Source organism: Corynebacterium sp. 401_CJEI (genome assembly GCF_001076435.1).
In the GTDB taxonomy this organism is placed as follows: domain Bacteria; phylum Actinomycetota; class Actinomycetes; order Mycobacteriales; family Mycobacteriaceae; genus Corynebacterium; species Corynebacterium jeikeium_D.
Genome location: NZ_JVIP01000001.1, coordinates 209,980 through 230,698 on the forward strand (window position 1 = coordinate 209,980; position 20,719 = coordinate 230,698).

General features: G+C 57.5%; 15 protein-coding genes and 1 pseudogene. 2 read left to right on the top strand and 14 right to left on the bottom strand.

All coding sequences use genetic code 11. The features are described 5' to 3' along the window. Positions 1-30: 30 nt before the first annotated feature. From ADM64_RS00925 to ADM64_RS00955, 8 genes and pseudogenes are all read right to left on the bottom strand, one after another. Entirely contained in the window at positions 31-1,767 is a 1,737-nt protein-coding gene (locus ADM64_RS00925; RefSeq protein WP_224784226.1) for a thiamine pyrophosphate-binding protein, read from the bottom strand. A 135-nt stretch (positions 1,768-1,902) separates the two neighbouring features. Then, the gene (thrC, locus tag ADM64_RS00930; RefSeq protein ID WP_049192894.1) at positions 1,903-3,351 is read right to left on the bottom strand and encodes a threonine synthase; all 1,449 of its coding nucleotides are present in this window, start codon (positions 3,349-3,351) and stop codon (positions 1,903-1,905) included. Between the two features lie 123 nt (positions 3,352-3,474). Then, positions 3,475-4,719 carry a dicarboxylate/amino acid:cation symporter gene (locus tag ADM64_RS00935; RefSeq protein WP_049192895.1) on the bottom strand — a complete coding sequence of 415 codons (1,245 nt, stop codon included), beginning with the start codon at positions 4,717-4,719 and terminating at the stop codon, positions 3,475-3,477. A gap of 80 nt (positions 4,720-4,799) precedes the next feature. After that, positions 4,800-6,203 carry a branched-chain amino acid transport system II carrier protein gene (gene brnQ, locus ADM64_RS00940; protein WP_049170188.1) on the bottom strand — a complete coding sequence of 468 codons (1,404 nt, stop codon included), beginning with the start codon at positions 6,201-6,203 and terminating at the stop codon, positions 4,800-4,802. A 467-nt stretch (positions 6,204-6,670) separates the two neighbouring features. Further along, positions 6,671-8,362 carry a phosphoenolpyruvate--protein phosphotransferase gene (ptsP, locus tag ADM64_RS00945; protein WP_049192896.1) on the bottom strand — a complete coding sequence of 564 codons (1,692 nt, stop codon included), beginning with the start codon at positions 8,360-8,362 and terminating at the stop codon, positions 6,671-6,673. 88 nt (positions 8,363-8,450) lie between these two features. Further along, positions 8,451-8,717: an HPr family phosphocarrier protein gene (locus ADM64_RS11080; RefSeq protein ID WP_224433282.1), complete on the bottom strand. Its 267-nt coding sequence runs from the start codon at positions 8,715-8,717 to the stop codon at positions 8,451-8,453. A gap of 162 nt (positions 8,718-8,879) precedes the next feature. Then, positions 8,880-9,719, bottom strand: a pseudogene (locus ADM64_RS11085) (PRD domain-containing protein); the annotation flags it as partial. A 41-nt stretch (positions 9,720-9,760) separates the two neighbouring features. Continuing rightward, positions 9,761-11,881 (bottom strand): glucose PTS transporter subunit IIA, encoded by a 2,121-nt coding sequence (locus tag ADM64_RS00955; protein ID WP_016423055.1) that lies wholly within the window; start codon positions 11,879-11,881, stop codon positions 9,761-9,763. Positions 11,882-12,142: 261 nt separating this feature from the next. Between ADM64_RS00955 and ADM64_RS00960 the strand changes: the two genes are divergently transcribed. Together ADM64_RS00960 and ADM64_RS00965 are read left to right on the top strand one after the other, a co-directional pair. After that, positions 12,143-13,060 carry a 2-dehydropantoate 2-reductase gene (locus tag ADM64_RS00960; protein ID WP_049192897.1) on the top strand — a complete coding sequence of 306 codons (918 nt, stop codon included), beginning with the start codon at positions 12,143-12,145 and terminating at the stop codon, positions 13,058-13,060. A gap of 52 nt (positions 13,061-13,112) precedes the next feature. Further along, positions 13,113-13,730: a DNA-3-methyladenine glycosylase I gene (locus ADM64_RS00965; RefSeq protein ID WP_049192898.1), complete on the top strand. Its 618-nt coding sequence runs from the start codon at positions 13,113-13,115 to the stop codon at positions 13,728-13,730. An 87-nt stretch (positions 13,731-13,817) separates the two neighbouring features. On the opposite strand, the gene ADM64_RS00970 is transcribed toward ADM64_RS00965, so the two are convergent. The 6 genes from ADM64_RS00970 to glnA (ADM64_RS00995) all read right to left on the bottom strand — a co-directional run bounded on the left by ADM64_RS00970 (position 13,818) and on the right by glnA (ADM64_RS00995) (position 20,543). Next, positions 13,818-14,444 carry a hypothetical protein gene (locus ADM64_RS00970; RefSeq protein WP_049192899.1) on the bottom strand — a complete coding sequence of 209 codons (627 nt, stop codon included), beginning with the start codon at positions 14,442-14,444 and terminating at the stop codon, positions 13,818-13,820. A 309-nt stretch (positions 14,445-14,753) separates the two neighbouring features. Then, the gene (locus tag ADM64_RS00975) at positions 14,754-15,044 is read right to left on the bottom strand and encodes a PspC domain-containing protein (protein WP_049192900.1); all 291 of its coding nucleotides are present in this window, start codon (positions 15,042-15,044) and stop codon (positions 14,754-14,756) included. A gap of 52 nt (positions 15,045-15,096) precedes the next feature. Next, positions 15,097-15,291 carry a PspC domain-containing protein gene (locus tag ADM64_RS00980; protein ID WP_048732581.1) on the bottom strand — a complete coding sequence of 65 codons (195 nt, stop codon included), beginning with the start codon at positions 15,289-15,291 and terminating at the stop codon, positions 15,097-15,099. Between the two features lie 163 nt (positions 15,292-15,454). Then, on the bottom strand, positions 15,455-16,912 hold the full coding sequence (glnA, locus tag ADM64_RS00985; protein ID WP_048732579.1) for a type I glutamate--ammonia ligase: 1,458 nt from the start codon (positions 16,910-16,912) through the stop codon (positions 15,455-15,457). 72 nt (positions 16,913-16,984) lie between these two features. Then, entirely contained in the window at positions 16,985-18,157 is a 1,173-nt protein-coding gene (locus tag ADM64_RS00990) for a tyramine oxidase subunit B (protein WP_049170206.1), read from the bottom strand. A 949-nt stretch (positions 18,158-19,106) separates the two neighbouring features. Then, positions 19,107-20,543 (bottom strand): type I glutamate--ammonia ligase, encoded by a 1,437-nt coding sequence (glnA, locus tag ADM64_RS00995; RefSeq protein WP_048732575.1) that lies wholly within the window; start codon positions 20,541-20,543, stop codon positions 19,107-19,109. Between the last annotated feature and the right edge of the window lie 176 nt (positions 20,544-20,719).

Consider the following 20,719-nt stretch of genomic DNA (forward strand, 5'->3'; position numbering starts at 1 on the left):
CTAGATGGCCCCGATCATGCCTGCGGCAAGCTACCTTTGTGCCTTAGCCAGAACTTCCTTCACGAAGTCCGCGACCACCAGCCGTGAGACCTTGAAATCAATTACGGCAACGGAAGCCTCATCGGAGTTGGAAACGTCATGGAAGTAGGCGTCGAGTTGGGCAAAGTCCTCAGGTTCGCCGACACTGAAACCGTGAGCGCCATAGGCACGTCCGACTGCGGCGAAGTCGTAGTCGGCAATCTCCATGGACGAGGTGTCCAACCCGACATCGCCAAACTGGTGCAGCTCCGCGCCATAGGCAGCATCGTTAATGAACACCACGCAACCGCCACGACCACGCCGCAGCTGCTCAATCGCCGCAGGTAAATCCGCAATACCCATCGTGCCGCCACCGTCACCGGCGACTAGCACGCAATAGTCCTTGGGGCGTGCCGCCGCGAGGCCGACAAGTGACCCCATGCCCAAACCAATTGACTGAATCGCCGTGCCCACAATCACTTGCTGCTGCGGACCAGGCACATCAAGATATTTCGGAACCCACCCCAGGAAATGGCCACCGTCAGTACACACAGCGCGCTGATTGGGCAGGATACGATTCAGATACTGCAGGCACGCCCGCGGATCCAACCGGCCATCCGCGCACGTCAGCGACTCGACCTCCGCTGTCGTCGGCAGTGTCTTCAACTCTGCACGCCATGTGCTTGACGACGACCCCCTGGGCTTCTCCAGCTGCTCTGCCAGTACGGGCAGAAGTTCCTCCAACTTAGCCAATAGCGGTGTCACCGACGGCTGAGCAGCGGGATGGGGCTCGTCGACAACCTGGATAATCTTCGCGTCCGGTGCAAACATGTTGCCGCCACGGTTTTGGAAAGCGTTGAAGCTTGCTCCCAGGAACAGCACCACATCGGCCTGTCGAGCTAGCTCCACCTGCCACGCGTGCGCAAAACCGCCCACGGTGCCAATCTGCCACGGACTGGAAAGCACATGACGAGCCATCGCTGAGTGCATAAACAGTGCCCCCGCACCGTCCCCGATGCGGCGAACTAGATCTGCGGTACCAGAGAGCAACACACCTCTACCAGCAATAATGAGTGGGCGACGGGCAGTTTGCAGTTCCTCGGCCAGCGACGCGACAGTTGACTCCAACCATTCTGGTCGGCCGGTGTGCAGATGCTCCTGATTAGTCGACTGTGTTTCAGACGCAGATGCCGTAATCGGTGCTTCTTGGATGTCATAGGGGAGCAGCAGCACGACAGGCTGCCGAGAACTCAGTGCGTGCTGGACCGCAAAGTTTGCGTCGTCAAGCGCGGACTCGGGAGTAACGGTGCGATGACAGACGTCGAGGGCGTCGAGGAGCGCCGCCTGATTAAGGTCAAAGGGACGTGGGCGTTCCGGGTGCGTGCCGACGACAAAAATCAGCGGAATACGGGCTACTCGGGCCTCGGCCAGAGTGGTTAGCGCATTGGTGAATCCTGCGCCGCAAGTAGCGGTCGCGATAGCAAGCCCTCCGCCTGCACGGTGGAAGGCATCGGCGGCCCCGACAGCAGCCGATTCGTGTCGGACGGAGGAGTAGCCGAATCCCGATTCAGTAAGGGCTGACGTGAAGTGGGAGTTCGCGTTGCCGATGAGACCGAAGCAGTGGTCGCAGTGCTGGGCCAGTGTGTCGGCCAGCGCCCGCGAGACCGTGGTTGTCTTTTGGGAACCTTCCTGCGGGGAAGATGCGGGCGCGTGGGGCATAGGACGGCTATTAACTCGAGTGAAACTCATGTGAACAATTGTGAGGTAATCACGGGGGTAATAACAGCCCTATAGCCCAAGATAATGCCGTTTGCCCTTAAAAAAGAGGGCACTATTCCACATCGCTGCTGCGCGGATGGGGGTGACGTTGGGCTATGCCCGGTTTTAAGCCACGTTGTCGTCGATGAACTTCTTCACCACATCGACATCATTCGGCAGCTCGGTAACGCGGCGCGGGGCATTCATGATGTCCGCGAAACGCTCCGGGCAATCCGGCTCGCGTCCGGTGGCCTCCAGGATGGTCTCGGAGAACTTTACCGGCAGGGCGGTCTCCAGGCAGACGATTGGGGTGGATACCTGGTCTACCAGGCCGCGGGCGACGTGAATACCGTCAGCGGTGTGCGGATCGACCATGACCTCTAGGCGCTCCCAGCAGTCCTTGATGGTCTCGACGCGGTCAACGTGAGTCGAGCGACCGGAGAGGAAACCGTACTGGGCAGAAGCCTCTGGGAAGATTGGATCAGCAGTAAGCGAGAAGCCGCCCTCCTTGACCTTGACACCAAAGAGGTCTGCAGTGCGCTCAGCATCGCGCCCCAGCAGATCGAAGATGAAACGCTCAAAGTTAGACGCGCGGGAGATATCCATCGATGGGGAAGAGGTAGCCTGCGTCTCCGCAGCGCTGCGCACGCGGTAGGCACCCGTGCGGAAGAACTCATCCAAGACATCGTTTTCATTGGTAGCCACAATCAGGCGGTCAATTGGCACACCCATCTGGCGCGCAATATGGCCGGCGCAAATATCACCGAAGTTGCCGGTCGGCACACTGAAGCTGACCTTCTGCGCGTTGTTCGCCTCAGCACCGTTGCCGCCAGTGACACGAATCCACGAGGAGACGTAGTACACGATCTGAGCCATCAGGCGAGCCCAGTTAATCGAGTTGACTGCACCAATGTGGCGGCTGGCCTTGTACTCCAAGTCACCGGAGACGGCCTTAACGATGTCCTGGCAATCGTCGAAGACACCGTCGAGGGCGACGTTGTGAATGTTGGCATCCTGCAGACCAAACATCTGAGCCTGCTGGAACGCGGTCATTCGACCAGCCGGAGTTAGCATGAACACGCTGATTCCCTCACGGCCGCGCATTGCATACTCGGCCGAGGAACCCGTGTCACCAGAGGTGGCGCCGAGGATGTTCAGGGTCTCGCCACGACGAGCCAGCTCATACTCGAAGAACTCACCGAGCAGCTGCATCGCCATATCCTTGAATGCCGCTGTGGGGCCCATGGACAAGTGACCGATGTAGAGCTGATCTTCCAGCTTCGTCACCGGCACAATATCCGGATCGGAGAACTTCGGGTAGGTGTACGCCCGTGCACAGATACCGCGCAAATCCTCCAGTGGAATGTCGTCCACAAAAAGGCTGACGACCTCTGCAGCCAAGGCTGCGTAACCGTCGTCGACAAGCACGGAGCGCCAACGCGTCAAAGTGGCATCGTCAACCTGTGGGTACTCGACCGGCAGGTAGAGGCCACCGTCGTTAGCGAGACCTCCCAGGAGAATGTCTGAGAACTTGTGCGGCGTGCGCTCTGGGTCGCGAGTCGAAATGAAGTCCAAGGCGGGCCCCTTACATGTATGCCAACACCCGCCGCATCGGCCCATAAGAAGGCCTTTTGAAAGATTGCGACGGGGTTGACCGGTGGATGTTTTCTTTAATTTTTACATATGCACCGAAGCCAGTTAGGCCTCGGTTGTGGAAGATGCGGAATTGGCCTCTTCAGCGTCGAAGCTGAGCTCTTCGGAACGGTCGATGACATCATCCTTGGCAAAGCGGTTAACAATCATGGCAATTGCACCGTCACCAGTGACATTACATGCGGTACCGAAGGAGTCGATGGCGATGTAGGCGGCAATCATCAAAGCGACCTGCTCCTGATCGAAGCCCAGCATGGACTGCAGCACACCGACCGCGGCCATAATTGCGCCACCCGGAACGCCCGGAGCCGCAATCATGGTGATACCCAAAGTGAGAATGAAGCCGATGGCCATGCCCGGCGAAAGCGGCTTGTCCGCCATGAACATCACCGCAAACGCGAACAGCGTGATCTTCATCATCGAACCGGCCAGGTGGATGGTTGCGCACAGCGGCACGGTAAAGCCAGCGACCTTCTCCGAGACACCATTCTTCAGCGCGGCCTTGTACGTCACCGGAATGGTAGCGGCCGAGGAGGAGGTGCCGAGTGCGGTGACATAAGCCGGCAGCATGTTCTTCAGGGACGTCCACGGGCTGCGGCCGGCGATGGCGCCAGCGATGGAGAACTGGATTGCCAACAGGAGCACGGTGCCGATGACTGCTAGAACCAGCACCTTGAAGAACATCGATAGCGTCGTGGTCAGGTTGCCGTTCATGCCCATAGACAGGAACATGCCGAAGATGTAAATCGGCAGCAGCGGGATGATAAACGCCGAGATAATCTTCATAATCACGTCGCGCAGCTGCGTCGCACCGCGGTAGAGCGAGTCCGACTTCACGGTGGTCATCGCCACACCGACCGTGAAAGCCAGCAGCAGGGCGGTCATGACGTCAAACGGCGGTGGCATCTCCACATTGAAGAAGCTCTCCAGCGCACCCTCATCAATATCCACCGATGTGCCGGCCTGATCAGCGCCGAGCAGCCAAGGGTAGAGCCCCTGGGTGGCGGCGTAGGCCAGCAAGCCTGAAAACACCGTCGAGCCGTAGGCGATAGCAGTGGTAATACCCAGCCACTTTCCGGCGCCGCGGCCCAGGCTGGCAATCGCCGGCGTGATGAGGGCAAAAATCAGCACCGGGATAAAGAAGCCCAGGAAGTTACCAAAGAGGCCATTGAAAGTGACAAAAATTCGAGCCAGCCATTCCGGGAAGAAAAAGCTGCAGACAATGCCCAGAATAATCGCGACAATAACGCGGAATAGGAGCGTTTGCGTAAAACGCATTCGGGTACTCATAGTCAATCCTTGTTCGGATGGAATTTACTTCTCTAGCGTGCGGTATTTACGTTATGCAACGCAAATAACCGGGTGTGGTTTTACGCCTTTTCGGCTACCTCTTCTGCAACGGTCTCGTCGGCAAGCACACTCGCCGGGCGATTTGCGCGCTGCTTTCGCGTGACGACGTCAATTGCGTATCCGATCACCGTCGCTGCCAGAGTCGGCAGGAACCATCCGAACTCGATGGTCTGACCAGGTACGAGACTGAGGAAGTCCGCCAAAGCAGAACCACCGACACCCAAACCGGAGAGTACTGAGATACCCGACCAGATGGTGGCAACCCAGACGCCCAGGCGGTAGGTGTAATGCAGCTTGAAGGAGTAGGAAATGACCGGGTCGAGAAGAGTCAGTGCAATCAGAGTGATAGCCGGCGGGTAAATAAAGGTGATGATCGGCGCGGCAATCGCCAGTACCTGAGACAGCCCCTGTGTTGCCATTACGAAGGACATGACCGTGAAGATAATGGCCCAGGCCTTGTAACTGATGCCCGGAAGCAGCAGGTTGAAGAACTCACTGGTGGCGGCAATTAGGCCGACAGCCGTGGTCATACATGCGAGCAGAACGATGAGGCCGAAGACAATCTGTCCGACCTGGCCCATGGCCAGCTTGGAAGCCTCTGCGAGAATGCCCGAGCCGTTATCGAAGGAGGCGGCATTCGGCAGCACCTGGCCGACATAGCCCAGACCCAAGTAGATGATGGCGAGCAAAATGCCGGCGAACAGTCCTGCGGTCATTGTGCCGCGAACCATGCGCTTGCCTTCTGGGACACCGCTGACGCGCAGGGCGGAAATCACAATAATGCCGAATGCCAGGCCGGCGATGGAGTCCATGGTGAGGTAGCCCTCGACCAGGCCGGAGGCAAATGGGGTAGAGGAGTACTTCTCAATTGGCGCAGCCGGAGCGGCATCGAATTTGAATGCCGACATTCCAACCAATACAACCAAGAGAATCAGCAAAGCCGGGGTGAGAATCTTGCCCAGTTTGGACACAATTTCATTCGGATTCCACGCAAGTGCTAAGGCGATACCGAAGAAAACAAAGTAGAAGGCCGCAGCGACGGCCAGTGAATCACTGCCGAAAATCGGCTGGACACCGGTTTCGTACGACACGGCACCGGTACGCGGCAGAGCGTAGAAAGCACCGATGGAAAGGTATGCGATTACCGGGAAGCCCAAGGAAAAGATGCGGCCCGCGCGGAACGCTAGGTCACGCAGGTTGTTGCCTGAAATGGCGATGGCGATGATGGCCAGAACTGGCAACGCCACACCGGTGAGCAGGAAGCCGGTGATTGAGGGGCCAAAATTGGTACCGGAATCCACTCCGAGCTTCGGCGGGAAGATGAGGTTGCCCGCGCCGAAGAACATCGAAAACAGCATGAGAGCTGTAACAACGATAATGGAAGCGAAAGACTTCGGGGACTCCACTCCGCTCGACTTGGTCATGAGAATTGTGTTCTTTCTAAATTAGTGTCGCCCGTAAGGTCAAGGGCGATGCTGCAAGCTGCTGTGGCGATGCCATTGTTGCCGGTGCTGCGGTGGCGCAAACGCCCGTTACAGCAGCGCAATTGCAGTTCGTGTGCCCATGTAGATGAAAGGCCACGATGTCGAAAACTGACACTCTTAATGTGAAATTGTGAATTTTCACGGGCTGGGTGGAGCCTGATGCGTGAATTAAGTTGCGGCTTGTATGATCCGTCTTTATTTGAATTATTAAGGGGCTTCGACGGCGTTGGTGGTGCCGACGAAGGCACTCTATTTATCCTAATGGGGCGTTCGAGAGAGGGAAAATCAAGAAATTTCCCAGAAAATTTGCTGCCTGTGATGGGGCAGCGAACATAAGAGAAAGAGCCTGGCGCACACGTTTACGCTGACAGCGTGTGTACGCCAGGCTTAGTGCTAATTCCGTCGCTCTACAGCAGATCCTTCACCTTCGGATCCACCAGCGCGGTCACTGCGGCCTTCGCATCGGCCGCAGTTTCGGCATCGACAGCGTATGCTGCCATCTGCTGGCAGGTAGCGCGGTCGTGGAGGCGGAGAGCGGCGCGGACGGCCGGCACCTTCTTGGAAGCCATGGACAGCGAGCTCACGCCGAGGCCCACCAGGACCAGTGCCAGCAGCGGGTCACCGCCGGCTTCACCGCAGACACTAATGGGCTTGCCGGTAGCATTGCCGCCCTTGCATGCGGACTTAATCATTTGCAGCACAGCCGGCTGCCATGGAGATAGGAAATCCGCCAGAGCCCCCTGCATACGGTCGGCCGCCATAGTGTACTGCGACAAGTCGTTAGTACCAATGGAGGCAAAGTCCACAATGGACAGCAGCTGCTTCGCACGAATCGCTGCTGCGGGGACCTCAATCATGATGCCGACCTTCGGCAGGCCACGCTCACGCGCTTTGTCCGCAAACCACTTTGTTTCTTCGACCGTTGCGATCATCGGAGCCATAACCCGTAGGTCAGCCTTGCGCCCGGTGGCGTCAAACGCAGCGGCGAGTGCATCCAGCTGCGTATCCAGCAAATCTTCCCGAGCCTGCGACAGGCGCAGTCCGCGGCGACCCAGCGCCGGGTTTTCTTCCTCGCCTAGGTCGGCAAAGCTCAGCGGCTTATCCGCACCCGCATCCAGCGTGCGCACAACCACGCGTCGCTCACCGAATGCCTTCAGCACACGAGTGTAGGTTTCCGTTTGTTCTTCCAAACTCGGAGCCTTGTCGCGGTCGAGGAAAAGGAACTCAGTACGGAACAGGCCGGTGCCCTCATTATCCTGCGCTGCCGCAGACTCACCATCTTCCGCGGTACCAATGTTGGCCAGCAGATTCACCGGGTAACCATCAGCGGTCTTGCCTGCGCCCACAGACTGCGCTAGGGCTGCTTCCCGGCGTCGAGCGCGCTCTTCCAACGCGGCGACCTCATCGGCGGTCGGATTCGCAATCACCTCACCGGCGCCGCCGTCAATGGCGACGAAGGTTCCGGCCTCGAGTTCCATGACGCCCTTCGCCTTAACGACGGCTGGAATGCCCAGCTGTGCTGCGAGGATAGCCGTGTGACTGGTCGGCCCGCCACCAGCGGTGGCAATGCCTACGACCAACTCGGGGTCAAGACCCACGGTTTCGGCGGGCGCGAGATCGTCGGCAAGCAGAATAGTTGGGGTGGAGACATCCGGGACGCCCGGTTTTGGCAGGCCACGCAGCTCGCAAATTGTGCGGTCGCGAACATCGTAGAGGTCGGTGACACGTTCAGCCATGTAGCCACCGAGACTGGTTAGGAGCTGCGCGTAGTCCTCAACGGCATCGTGAACGGCCTGGGTGATGCCGGAGCCTGCCTTGAGTTTCTTCACCACGGCCCTGGCGAGCGCCCTATCGGAAGCCAGTTGCGCAGTGGCCTCCAGAATCGGGCGTGCCTGCGGGCTGGAGTGCTCAGCCTGCTTCTTCAGCGACTCTGCGACGTTGGCCATCGCCGCGCGGACGCGCTCACCATCGGCGACGGGATCGGTCGACGACGGCTCTTGAGTATCAACTCCCGGGGCGGGGAGTACCTTTACTACTTCAGCGCTGGCCGTACCGGTCGAGACACCGATGCCATAGATGACAGTGTGCTGCTCGTTCATTGCTTCCGATCTCCTTTTCGGGACCTCTGCGGGGATACTCGTCGGTCGTGGTGTGCCGTGGTGTTATCCAGGAGTGTTTTAGCTGGGCTTACTCGGCATCCAGGTCGCGCTCGAGCATGGCTGCAAGCTCGTCCAGAGCTGCAGCTGCGGAGTCGTCCTCGCAGCTCAGCGTGACTTCGTCGCCGTGCTTAGCGCCGAGGGTCATGACCTCCAGGATCGAGGCGGCATCGGCCTCTTCGTCGTCAAGGGAAATGACAATGTCGTAGTCGTACTCAGCAGCAGCCTGAGTGAACAGGGAAGCCGGGCGAGCGTGCAGGCCTACGGAGGAACCGATGGTAGCGGTACGAGTAATCATGGTTGAATCCTTTCGGGTCGAATATGTGAAATTTTCTGACTCAGGCACAGTGCCTGTACACCCCACCGCTGGTGCTTGCTTAGCATCAACGTCGCGCACGCTCCGGGAAACCCTGGAGGCGGTGGGAGATACAGCCGCTGCCTGCACAATGCGTGCAATGTGCAGGGTGAGGTAGGAAACTTCGTCTTCCGTCAGCCCCGACCCCAGACGCAGTTCAATGACTGCGGAGATACGCTGTGCGCAGCGAAACGCCTCTGGGGCGGAGTCACGGATGGCCTGGCCAATAGCGGAGGAGTGATCTTTCAACTGCTCATGCTTGGCAATCCGGACGAACAAGTAGCGCAGGTGCGTGATGAAGCGCCCTACATTGACAGTCTCTGGCTCCAGCGTGATACCAAAATCACTTTCAATGATTGTGAGCAGCTGCTGCAGCACGCCCGTCATGGTGTAGGTGAAGCTCAAATCACCCGTAGAAAAACCAGCATTGACCAGGTGTAACGTAATCGCCACCGCTTCTGAGCGGGGCAATGGCGCTATACGACGGTCATTGAGGGCGCGATTGATATGCGACAAAATCGCCTGCGCCTGCGCGTATTCTTCACTATAAAGTTGGCTGACCTCCGCGAGCAGCGGGTAATCGGCTCGCTGCCCGTTAGCTGCCCTCATGATGGCGAAACCAATGTGATCGGCCAACGCCACAAGGAGGGAAGCGTTCTTCGTCATTGATTCCGGCAGGCCGGCTGCGGTTACCGCATCGGTCACAAGAGTCATGTGAGCCAGCGGAATTTCTGTGAGCATCGTGGCAATATGGTCCGGATCGCGGCCTTCTGCCGGGACGAAGATTCGGACTACTTTGCTCGAATCAACCGGCTGTCCCGGGCGAGCCTTGAACCCAATGCCGCGGCCGGTGATGATTTTTTCACCGGTCGCGTCCTTGGCCAGGACCACGTTGTTATTGAATACTCTCAGGATTTCCATGTCGGTAACCGTGAACTCCTCCATAAGTTGAGGGATTTCAGGCCGGTATGCCTTCTAGAAATCAATTATGGCTGAACTTCGATGACCATGTCGCCGGCTTGGACAGAGATGCCGGTGACCGGGGAAACCTTGGTTAGCTTCTTGGTATTGGTGATGGTCATCAGTGTCGTGGTTGGGTAACCAGCTTCCTTGACCTTGTCGAAATCGACCTCGGCAAGTACATCGCCGGCCTCGACGTGCTGCTTCTTGGAAACCTGGACATCGAAGCCTTCACCGGCCATCTTGACTGTGTCGATACCGACGTGGACGAGTACCTCTACACCGTCATCGGTCTTAATACCGAAGGCGTGACCGGTCTTTGCCACAGTCATCAACGTGCCCGATACGGGTGCGACCACGGTAGAACTGGTTGGCTTGATACCGACACCGTCACCGAGAGCACCGGAGGCAAAGACCGCGTCGCCGGCCTCGGCAAGGCTGACAACCTCACCGGCAACCGGGGCCTGCACCTGTACAGGCTTGGTATCAACGGCAGTTGCGACACCACCGGCGCCAGCTGCCGCAGCAGCCGGTGCGGCAGCCTCGGCGTTGGTACCAGCGTCACCGGAAGCCTCAGCTGGAGCCGAATCGGAGCCACTGGTGGCAGCGTGTGGGGTGGCGTCGCTGGGTTCGTCGTCAAGCTCTGCGGCGCGTGCGGCCTCGGCCTCAGCCTTCTCTTCCGGCGTGCGGTAGTCGGTGAGAATGATGGCGAACATGGCGACGAAGAATGCCACGGCGACGGAAATCAGGTAGACCCACATCGGTTTGAACACGACAGTGGTGATGAGGGAGGTGAAGACGAAGGCGTTGGTTGTCACACCACCGAACGGAGCCGACAGGATGGCGATAGTCAGACCGCCGGCGAAACAGCCGAGCAGCATGCGCGGGTAAATCCGCTTGAAGCGCAGGTGAATACCGTAGAGGGACGGCTCGGAGATACCACCGAAGAGACCGGCAGCGAGTGCACCCGTTGCAGTTTGGCGCATCTGAGTGTCGTGGTCGCGCATGGAAAGAACCAGCACACCGGCAGTTGCTCCGAAGCAGGCGAAGTTCCAGGCACCCATCGGGCCTTGGATGAAGTCGTAGCCGAGAGTCTGGATATTGACCAGCATCAGCGCATTCAGTGGCCAGTGCAGACCCAGTGGCACCAGGAACGGGTAGAGCATCGGGATGAGAATTGCGAACACAAACGGTGCGTTCGAGTTCATCCATGCCAGGCCGGAGCCGATGCCGTTACCCAGCCAGATTCCCAGTGGGCCGATGAGGAAAGCGGTCAGCGGAATCATAATCAACATGGAGATAAACGGCACGAAGACCATCTGCACATTCTCCGGGAAGATCTTCTTCAAACCGTGGTAGACCACTGCCAGGATGGCGACCATGATCAGCGGTACAAAGACCTGTCCGCCGTAGTCATTGAGCTGCATTGGCAGGCCGAAGATGTTGGCGGTGAAAGTTTCGGTACCGAGTTCCTCGTTGACTGTCTTGATGGTGTCCGAGAAGCGATCGGTATCCTGCAGACTCATAAACTCCGGCGTCATTAGGGCAGCCATGATGGCTGCGCCCAGCCATGGATCTACCCGCAGCTTCTTCGCTGCGTTGTAGGCGACCATGATTGGCAGGAAGTAGAAGACGCTGCGCCACATGGCATCGACGAAAATCCAGGTGGCGGACTTATCCTCAGCGCGGAAGTCGACGATGTTCAGGCCGTCGAGTACAGCCGCAATCGCGATAATCAGCGATGCACCCAACAGCACGCCCAGGATTGGGCGGAAGGAATCCGAGAGGTACTCGAAGAAATTGTCCAGCCAGGAGTACTTGCCGCGTGCCTTCGAGCGAGCTTCTGCCTTAACGTCTGCGTCGGACTTAGTGGCGACTGCGCCGGCACCCTTCATTTCCGGTAGGTGCTTAATGGCCGTGTACATCGATTCGACGCCACCGCCACAGATGACCTGGTAGCGGTTATCGCCCTGGTGAACGACACCGAGTACGCCCGGCACCTTGTCAATCTTGTCCTCGTTGATCTTGGAGACATCACCGAGTTCAAAACGCAGACGCGTCGCACAGTGCGTCATGCTTGTGATGTTTCCGGGTCCACCGAGGTTTTCAACTATTGCCCTCGCGCTGGAATCTTTTGACGACCCCATCGTGACCTTCCTTCACAGTAAGCAGGGCCGTTAAACGCAAAAAGACCCGAGGCGCCACAAACTGTGGGCCTCAGGTCTTGCCTCAAAAGAGTAACAACCCTGGGTTGATATCTATTAACTTCGACCCTACTCCGCTTTACATAGTTTTGACAAGGTAGTAATTCAAGCTCAAATTTCACATTTGGGGATAGCCTGGATTGCCTGTGGACAACCGCATGCAACCTATTTCGCGCTCAGTGCGGAAGTCGTAAGGTGGCAGCTATGAGGATTGGAGTTTTAGGTGTAGGAGCTGTCGGCGGCTGGTTTGGCGGTCGCCTCGTGCAAGCGGGTTATGATGTCGTCTTTCTCGCCCGCGGCGAGACCCTGACACGTCTTCGTGAGGTGGGGCTCACGCTTATCGACGAGCACGGGGAACGCAGCATTATCCCCGTCAAAGCAGCCGACAATTGGGGTGAACTCACTGCCGATGGCGTCGACGTCGATGTTGTGATTGCGGCAACCAAGGCGCTGCCGGGCAACGATCCTTTCCCGCAAGTTCCGGCTGGTGCAGCAGTGGTGACCACCCATAACTCGGTGGAAATCCCTTATTTGGCAGCGGGGCGGTTCGGTGAAGACAAGGTGTTCCCGGGTGTTATCCGCGGTTTCTTTATCCACACTGGCCCGGCAGAAGTCACCTTCCGACCAGGACCGATGAGCCTGAACATCGGCACATTCGATGACTCCACTAATGACCTGGTCGGGGCAGTTATCGAGGCATTGCACATGGCTGGGCTCGGTGGCGAACAGCTCCCGGATATCTGGGTCGATATCTGGGCAAAAGCGATGTTCGTGGCTAACCTCGGTGCCCTAGGTGCCCTGGCTGATAGTCCGATTGGTTACTTGCGTTCGGAAATGCGCGACAGCTTGACGCGGATGTTTGAAGAAACCGAGGCAGTCGGTCGAGCCTGCGGCGTTGCGCTGCCAGAGGACATCGTGTCGCGGACCTTGGCCTTTACTGATGATCAAGGGTACGACAACACCTCGTCGATGCAGCGCGACTACACCGCGGGACTTACCAATGAGCTCGATGCCCAGATTGGCGCGATCCGCCGGATGGGGCAGAAGGCGAAAGTGGAAACGCCGACGCTGGATCTGGTGTATGGCGCTCTGGTTGGGCGTCAACACAAGCATATGAATTAAGAGCTGCGGTGCTCAGCTAAGTCAAACCGGAATTGGGGGATTGGAAAGACTGATGAAAATTGGATCGGACTACACGGAAAACAATGGGCTCATCATCGGTGAGGATGGATTGGCTCGACCGGCATGGGCTGCTCACAGTGAGCTGCTGAGAGAGTACTACGACACCGAGTGGGGGATGCCGGTGCGCGATGAGCAAGGACTATTCGAACGGCTCAGCCTGGAGGTATTTCAGGCGGGGTTGTCGTGGGAGACAGTGCTGAAGAAGCGGCCCGCGTTTCAGGAAGCCTTCGCGAACTTCGACCCCGATGCGGTTGCTGATTTCGATGACGAAGATGTCGAAAGATTGATGAATGATGAACGAATCATTCGGAATCACAGGAAGATTACCGCGGTAATCAATAACGCCGCCGCGACTATTGCCTTGCGTGAAAACGGCGGCTTAGCCGAGTTGATGTGGTCGTTTAAACCGGAGAAGTCTCCCGAGCCACGTTCAATCGAAGAGGTGCCCAGCTTCTCCGAGGAGTCCGAGGCGCTTGCCAAGGCATTGAAGAAAGCTGGTTTTAAGTTCGTAGGCCCCACCACGGTCTTTGCATCAATGGCTGCCGTGGGGATTGTCGATATCAACATTGTTGGCGCACATCGGCGCGGTGCCTCTGGCGTTTTTGACTAGGGGGGGGGAAGAGGAGCTTGACTAGTTAGGGGGAAAGAAAAAGAGCGTGCCAACCGGCACGCTCAAAATCTTTCGGTTCGTGTCGAACTACTTGTTCTCGTAGGAGTCGGAGTAGTTCTGGCCGTCCTCAGAGGTCCACTTCATGGTGTCCTTAGTGAACGGCTGCTCCCAGCCGTTTTCAATCTCCGACTCCGGTGCGGTCGGCAGACCAATCTCGTTTTCCAGTGCACCGTTGGCAACCCAGGTCTCGCGAATCTTACCGATCAGCGGCTGTGCACCATTAGTCTCTGGGGACTCAACGAAGGTGACGTTCTCGTATTCAGCGGCAACCGCGTCGCCGACCTTCTTAGCGGACTTGAACTCGCCAGCCTCAGAATCGTACGGGGAGGTGAAGGAAGAAGCTGCCTCGGTGATGGACTCAGGCAGGTCAGCCTCTGCCACATCCTCGCCAGCAGCGTCGCCCAGCCCCAGACCGTTCATAGCCTCGTTAGCCTTGTCCTTAGCGCCATCAGCAGCCTCGCCAGCCTTGTCCTTAGCTCCGTCCATAGCGTCGCCAGCCTTATCAGTGGCGTCGGTTGCTACCTGGCCCGCCTGATCCTTGGCGTTGTTAGCAGCATCCTGTGCGTCATCGGAAGAACATGCAGCCAGGCCGCCGAGAAGAGCGGCGGAGCCAACGATTGCGGTAGCGATACGGGTCATCTTCTTGTTCTGCATTTCAAAACCACTTTCTTGAGAGCTAACTAAGTTACCTATTCAATTATTGGCATCTTCCACTATTTGTCCGAATTAAATTCAAAGAGAAATTGACAATTCTTTTGAATATCGGACATTCGAAGATGGTGTGGCTTCAAAGCCGTACAGAAAGAACACTAGGTAATTCTGGGGCCTGTGCAAGTCAAATGGCGCGAATCTGTGCGCTCTATGCTCTATTTGTTACCGAATTTGCGTGATTGCGAAATTGGAATAGTGCTGGTGAGGGCGTTGCGAGTAACGGAAAGGTATCAATCTTATTAAGCTTGACGTTTATTGCTTATTTTCTTTCTCTGCGTGGTTGGAGCCGCGGGCATCGTCGTCAAGCGTGTACTCGCCATCTGGCAGGACGAACCAGGCCAAGAGGTAAAGAGCTAGGAACCCAGCGCCAATCTTCCAGCCAATCATCGATCCAACGCAGGGAAGGATGATGTAGACCATTCGTGTGAAAGTGATATCCCAGCCTTGGCTTTCCGCGATTCCTGCGAGGATGCCACCGAGGAGGCGGTCATTACGCGAGCGGTAAATTTTCTTGGTGGGTTTTTCGGGAGCGGCGTCGCTCATTAGATAAATACTCCAAGGTATGGCTATTTAGGTATTTTTCGGTCGACCGCGCTTATACGTAAGTTTCCTTCGGCATGATAATCCATGCTGCGAGGTAGAGAAGAAACTGCGGACCAGGCATCAGGAAAGACGCGACAAATATAACGCGCAGCAAAGTCGCATCCCAGTTGAAATACTCAGCGAATCCACCGAGTACACCTGCAACCATTTTGTTATTGGTGGAACGGGTCAGTGACTTGTTGTTCATAACAATCAAGGGTAGCCCCAATCCGTTTAGTTCGCAGTGGTGCTAGCTCTACTAAATGTGCCGACTAAAAACAGCGTGTCCCAGCTAAAAACACCGCTACCCCAATACGGTTAGGTGGGGTAGCGGTGTGGGCGTCGTCAAGCGAGCTTTTACGGGGCGAATGCTAGCAGTCGTAGTAGAGCTCGAACTCCTGCGTCGTCGGGCGCAGACGTGCCGGCATAATCTCCTGCTCGAACTTGTAGCGGATATGCGCGTCGATGAGATCCTGTGTGAAGACATCGCCGGCAAGCAGGAACTCGTGGTCCTCTTCCAGCGCCTTCAGCGCACCCTCCAGCGAATGCGGGACGGTGGGGACGTCCTTGAGTTCCTCTGGTGGCAGCTCGTAGAGATCCTTGTCAATCGGCTTGCCAGGCTCGATGCGGTTCTTGATGCCGTCGAGACCAGCCATCATTGCGGCGGTGAAAGCCAAGTACGGGTTGCCCGACGGGTCCGGAGCGCGGAACTCGATGCGCTTGGCCTTCGGGTTTGCGCCGGTAATCGGGATTCGGATGGCGGCCGAGCGGTTCTCCTGGCTGTAGACCAAGTTGACGGGAGCCTCGAATCCCGGAACCAGGCGGTGGTAGCTGTTCATTGTCGGGTTGGTGAAAGCCAGGACTGCACCGGCGTGCTTCAAGATGCCGCCAATGTAGTAGCGCGCCATGTCGGACAGGCCACCGTAACCGTTTTCATCGTGGAATAGTGGCTTGCCATCCTTCCACAGTGACTGGTGGATGTGCATACCAGAGCCGCCATCGCCGGCCAACGGCTTCGGCATGAAGGTAGCGGACTTCTGGTTGAACTTGGCGGTGTTCTTCACCACGTACTTGAAAGTCTGCATGTCATCGGCGGCGTGCAGCAGGGTATTGAAACGATAGTTAATCTCCTGCTGACCGCCGGAGCCCATCTCGTGGTGGGAGCGCTCAACATGGAAGCCAACATCCTGCAGGTGCTCGCCGATTTCGTCACGAAGATCCTGCATGTGGTCATACGGAGCAGTAGGGAAGTAGCCGCCTTTGGTGCGCACCTTGTGGCCGAGGTTGCGCGATCCGTCCGGGTTTACCTTCACACCGGAGTTCCACCAGCCCTCAACCGAGTCCACCTCGTGGAATGACTTGTTTGAACTGGAGTCGTAGCGGACGGAGTCGAAGATGTAGAACTCTGCCTCAGCGCCAAAATTACAGGTATCGGCGAAGCCCAGTTCGTTCAGGTAGTTCTCGGCCTTACGGGCAATATTGCGCGGGTCGCGGCTAAATGGCTCGCGGGTGTGCGGGTCATGGACGAAGAACTTCATGTTCAGCGTCTTCGATTTGCGGAACGGGTCGATGAAAGCCGTGTCCAGGTCGGGCAGCAGCATCATGTCGGAGTTATCCACCGAGGTGTAACCCGCAATGGACGATCCGTCGAAGGCAAGGCCCTCGTAAGCGGAGTCCTCATCAAACTCGGATACCGGAACGGTTAGGTGCTGTTCGATGCCGGGAACGTCGGTGAACTGGACGTCTACCCAGCGAATGTCATTGTCCCGGATGTATCGTTGGATTCCTTCCGGAGTTGTCTGGTCACTGCTGGGTTTGAACTTACCCATTGGTAAAACTCGCCTACTTCGCGTCTAGCTTGTTGAGCTTACTAATCGTGTTGTCGAACTTACTGGTCACTATTACTTCAGCAGCGGAACATCCCACAGGTTCAGCTTGGTGCCGATGCCCTTTGCCAGGGCGTTGTCGTAGACATCGGTGGCCCAGGCGACGTCCTCGACTGGCATGCCTCCGATGGAGTAGCAGAAGATTTCCTCGTCGTTCTGGCGACCCGGGGCCTTACCGGAAGCGATATCGCCGATGTTGACAAGCTTCTCGGCGGGAAGAGTGCCCTCTTCCTTCATGTCCCACCAGCGGTTACCCGGAATACCGAGCAAGCGCTCATAGGTCACGTCTGGGCCGTTCTCGTTGAACCACTCTTCGTACAGGCCGGTGTAGTCAACGACGAGGTTGCAGTCGTCGGAACGCACGAAGTCGTCGTCGAGGCGTGCAGCGGCCGGCATGAGCAGCAGCGCGCCGGGCTTCAGATACTCCTTCTTGAAGTACGGGAAACCGGACGGGCCATCGGAGGAAGTCGAGGTGCCGGCGATGAGGATGTCGGAGTCGCGGATGGCCTCTTCTTCGGTCTCGACGATACGGACCTCTTCCAGCTGCGGGAACTCGTTCTTAATCCAATCCACAGCCTTCTGGGTCGAAGCCTGGGAGCGGCCCTTGACCTTAACCTTCTTAATGCTCGGACGCTGCGACATAGCGGAGCCGAGAATGGTGCGGCTCATAACACCCGGGCCAATGATGCCAACGACCTCGGCGTCTTCGACGGCCAGGTGCTTGACGCCGACACCCGGAACAGCGCCAGTGCGGTAGGCCGACAGGAGGTTTGCCGACATGACAGCCTTCGGGGCACCCGTAATTGCATCGTTGAGAATGAACAGGTGGATCGAACGTGGCAGGTCGTTCTGGCGGTTATCGGCATTGGAGCCGTACCACTTCACACCTGCGCCGTTGAAGCGACCACCGAGGTAAGCGGGCATTGCCATGAAACGACGGTCAGGGCCATTTGCCGGCATACCCTCATGGATTGGGTTATCCGGGAAGTTGATCTGGGCACCGTGGGAGTTAGCGGAAGCGCCGGCCATCCGGTAGTCGCCGTCGGCCAGCAGAATCAGGGTTTCTTCCATGGTCTCAACACACTTGGCGAAATCCGTGACACCAGCTTCAACCATGTCAGGTTCGCTGAGGTAGAGAAAATCAATGCGAGTTGAGTTTTCTGGGTTGGCAGCGTTTTCGTTAGTCAAGAATGCTCAAATCCTTCTTAATGTTCATCGGCCACCCTATGCGGCGGCTGGGCTTAAGTTATTCCAGATGCATGCTCTCCAGAATCAATCAAAACGCCTCGGCGCGGGCTCTCGAGGCGCCATTTCCGAGGGGTATGTCGTACCACCATACGGAAAAACCACAGCGTAGGGGGCGTTTACGTAGTTTTCAGCACGCCATTTCTGCTTTACGACGGTCACAGCGACAGAGCCCAATTTCCGTCAATAAGTTGCCCGTAATAACTACTTCGACATGCACAATTGATACTTTTTGAGAACGATTACAGATGAGTGAATTATCCTCCCACGCATCAATGTTTATGAACTTTGTCACATGTCATTAAGTTGCGACACATTTCTGGTTCAACGGGCGTGATTGCCTGGCGTCCTACCTTCGCAGCATGCCCCATCCGCTCTTGGTGTCCGCCCCCTTGCGGTGTCCCTCGCATCCGTCCCTCGTGTTGTCCCTAGCGCCACCCTCGCACTTATGGCCACTTTTCTGGCACTTATCGATGATTTTCCTTCACTTGTCGACGGCTGTCCGGCACTTATGCGCACGGTATCCTCCCCACCCTGTCACTTGTCGATGCGCTGTTCACTTATGGCCACGCTATAGCGCATCGACAAGTGAATATTGCATCGATAAGACTGGGGCGGAGAGTGTGCAACTCTACTCGTGCAGGGGTCGCGGCCCTTTTGTGGTGGTGTATGACCCTGTTCAGGGGAGTGGCCCGGAACCGCGCACAAATTCGTGCTCACATACGCGCGCGTATGCGGGCCCAGGCGCCCGCAGTCAGCATGGCCGCAACGAAAAACCGCCTGGCCACATTTACTGTGGTCAGACGGTTTTGGCTATTGACTTCAAGCAGCTAGGCGGCCACTAGGAGCAATGGGGGGGGGTGCTTGCTGTGGCCGTCGTGAAGCGAAAACTTTAGCAGTCGTAGTACATTTCGTATTCCTGCGGAGTCGGGCGCAGGCGAACCGGTTCGATCTCGTTTTCGTACTTGTAGTCGATGTAGGTCTGGATGAGGTCCTCGGTGAAGACATCGCCCTCGAGCAGGAACTCGTGGTCGTTGCGCAGGGCCTCGAGCGCGGCCTCGAGAGAGGTCGGAGCCTGTGGGATGTCGGCGGCTTCCTCCGGCGGGAGCTCGTAGAGGTCCTTGTCGACCGGAGCGTGCGGCTCGATGCGGTTCTTCACGCCGTCCAGTCCGGCCATCATCATGGCAGCGAAGCCAAGGTACGGGTTGCCCGACGGGTCCGGGGCGCGGAACTCGATGCGCTTTGCCTTCGGGTTGGAGCCGGTGATCGGAATGCGAACAGCGGCAGAGCGATTGCGCTGCGAGTAGACCAGGTTGATCGGAGCCTCGAAGCCCTTGACCAGGCGGTGGTAGGAGTTCAGGGTCGGGTTGGTGAAGGCCAGTACCGCACCTGCGTGGTGAAGGATGCCGCCGATGTACCAGCGAGCGATGTCCGACAGGCCTGCGTAACCGGCCTCATCGTGGAACAGCGGCTTGCCGTCCTTCCACAGCGACTGGTGAGCGTGCATGCCCGAGCCGTTGTCGCCAGCCAGCGGCTTCGGCATAAAGGTGACGGACTTGCCCTCTTCCCAGGCGGTGTTCTTGATGATGTACTTGAAGGTCTGCAGGTCGTCTGCAGCGTGCAACATCGTGTTGAACTTGTAGTTGATCTCCTGCTGGCCACCAGTGCCGACCTCGTGGTGGGCGCGCTCCAGGTCGAAGCCGGCGTCAGCGAGCTTCAGGCACATCTTGTCGCGCAGGTCCTGGTAGTGGTCGTACGGAGCGGTAGGGAAGTAGCCGCCCTTCAGACGGGTCTTGTAACCCAGGTTTGCAGAGCCGTCCGGGTTCTGGTCCTTGCCGCGGTTCCACCAGCCTTCGATGGAATCAACTTCGTAGAAGCCGCGGTTGGTGTCGGTCTCGAACTTGACGTTGTCGAAGATGTAAAACTCCGCCTCAGCGCCGAAGAAGCAGGTGTCGGCGATGCCGGTAGAGATGAGGTATTCCTCCGCCTTCTTCGCGACGTTACGCGGGTCGCGGGAGAACGGCTCGAGGGTAAACGGATCGTGGACGAAGAACTTGACGTTCAGAGTCTTTGCCTTGCGGAACGGGTCAATGCGCGCGGTGCTCAGGTCGGGCAGCAGTGCCATGTCGGACTCGTCGATGGAAGTGAAACCACGAATCGAGGAACCGTCGAATGCCAGGCCTTCGGCCATCGCGTCCTCGTCAAATGCGGATGCCGGGATGGTGAAGTGCTGCTCGATGCCGGGAACATCCGTGAAGCGGACGTCTACGAACTCGACGCCCTCTTCCTTGATATACGCGACTACTTCCTCGGGAGTTTTGAAGGACATGTGCGGTCTCCTTAGTTGGCCTTGTTTAGTACGCAGCAGGGAATTCTTGCACGCTGTTTCGTGCACCTGCCGCGCTGTCAAGGACTGGCCGGTTGACGCCTTCAAGCTTAACGAACCACGCATTCATTCTGGAATTAGAACCACGAATTTCTGGCATGGCGCGTGAGGAATTCGCC

Coding starts and splice junctions, on each gene's coding strand:
- ADM64_RS00925 (WP_224784226.1), bottom strand. CDS start 1,767: ATGAGTTTCACTCGAGTTAATAGCCGTCCTATGCCCCACGCGCCCGCA.
- ADM64_RS00935 (WP_049192895.1), bottom strand. CDS start 4,719: ATGAGTACCCGAATGCGTTTTACGCAAACGCTCCTATTCCGCGTTATT.
- brnQ (WP_049170188.1), bottom strand. CDS start 6,203: ATGACCAAGTCGAGCGGAGTGGAGTCCCCGAAGTCTTTCGCTTCCATT.
- ptsP (WP_049192896.1), bottom strand. CDS start 8,362: ATGAACGAGCAGCACACTGTCATCTATGGCATCGGTGTCTCGACCGGT.
- ADM64_RS11080 (WP_224433282.1), bottom strand. CDS start 8,717: ATGATTACTCGTACCGCTACCATCGGTTCCTCCGTAGGCCTGCACGCT.
- ADM64_RS00955 (WP_016423055.1), bottom strand. CDS start 11,881: ATGGGGTCGTCAAAAGATTCCAGCGCGAGGGCAATAGTTGAAAACCTC.
- ADM64_RS00960 (WP_049192897.1), top strand. CDS start 12,143: ATGAGGATTGGAGTTTTAGGTGTAGGAGCTGTCGGCGGCTGGTTTGGC.
- ADM64_RS00965 (WP_049192898.1), top strand. CDS start 13,113: ATGAAAATTGGATCGGACTACACGGAAAACAATGGGCTCATCATCGGT.
- ADM64_RS00970 (WP_049192899.1), bottom strand. CDS start 14,444: ATGCAGAACAAGAAGATGACCCGTATCGCTACCGCAATCGTTGGCTCC.
- ADM64_RS00975 (WP_049192900.1), bottom strand. CDS start 15,044: ATGAGCGACGCCGCTCCCGAAAAACCCACCAAGAAAATTTACCGCTCG.
- ADM64_RS00980 (WP_048732581.1), bottom strand. CDS start 15,291: ATGAACAACAAGTCACTGACCCGTTCCACCAATAACAAAATGGTTGCA.
- glnA (WP_048732579.1), bottom strand. CDS start 16,912: ATGGGTAAGTTCAAACCCAGCAGTGACCAGACAACTCCGGAAGGAATC.
- glnA (WP_048732575.1), bottom strand. CDS start 20,543: ATGTCCTTCAAAACTCCCGAGGAAGTAGTCGCGTATATCAAGGAAGAG.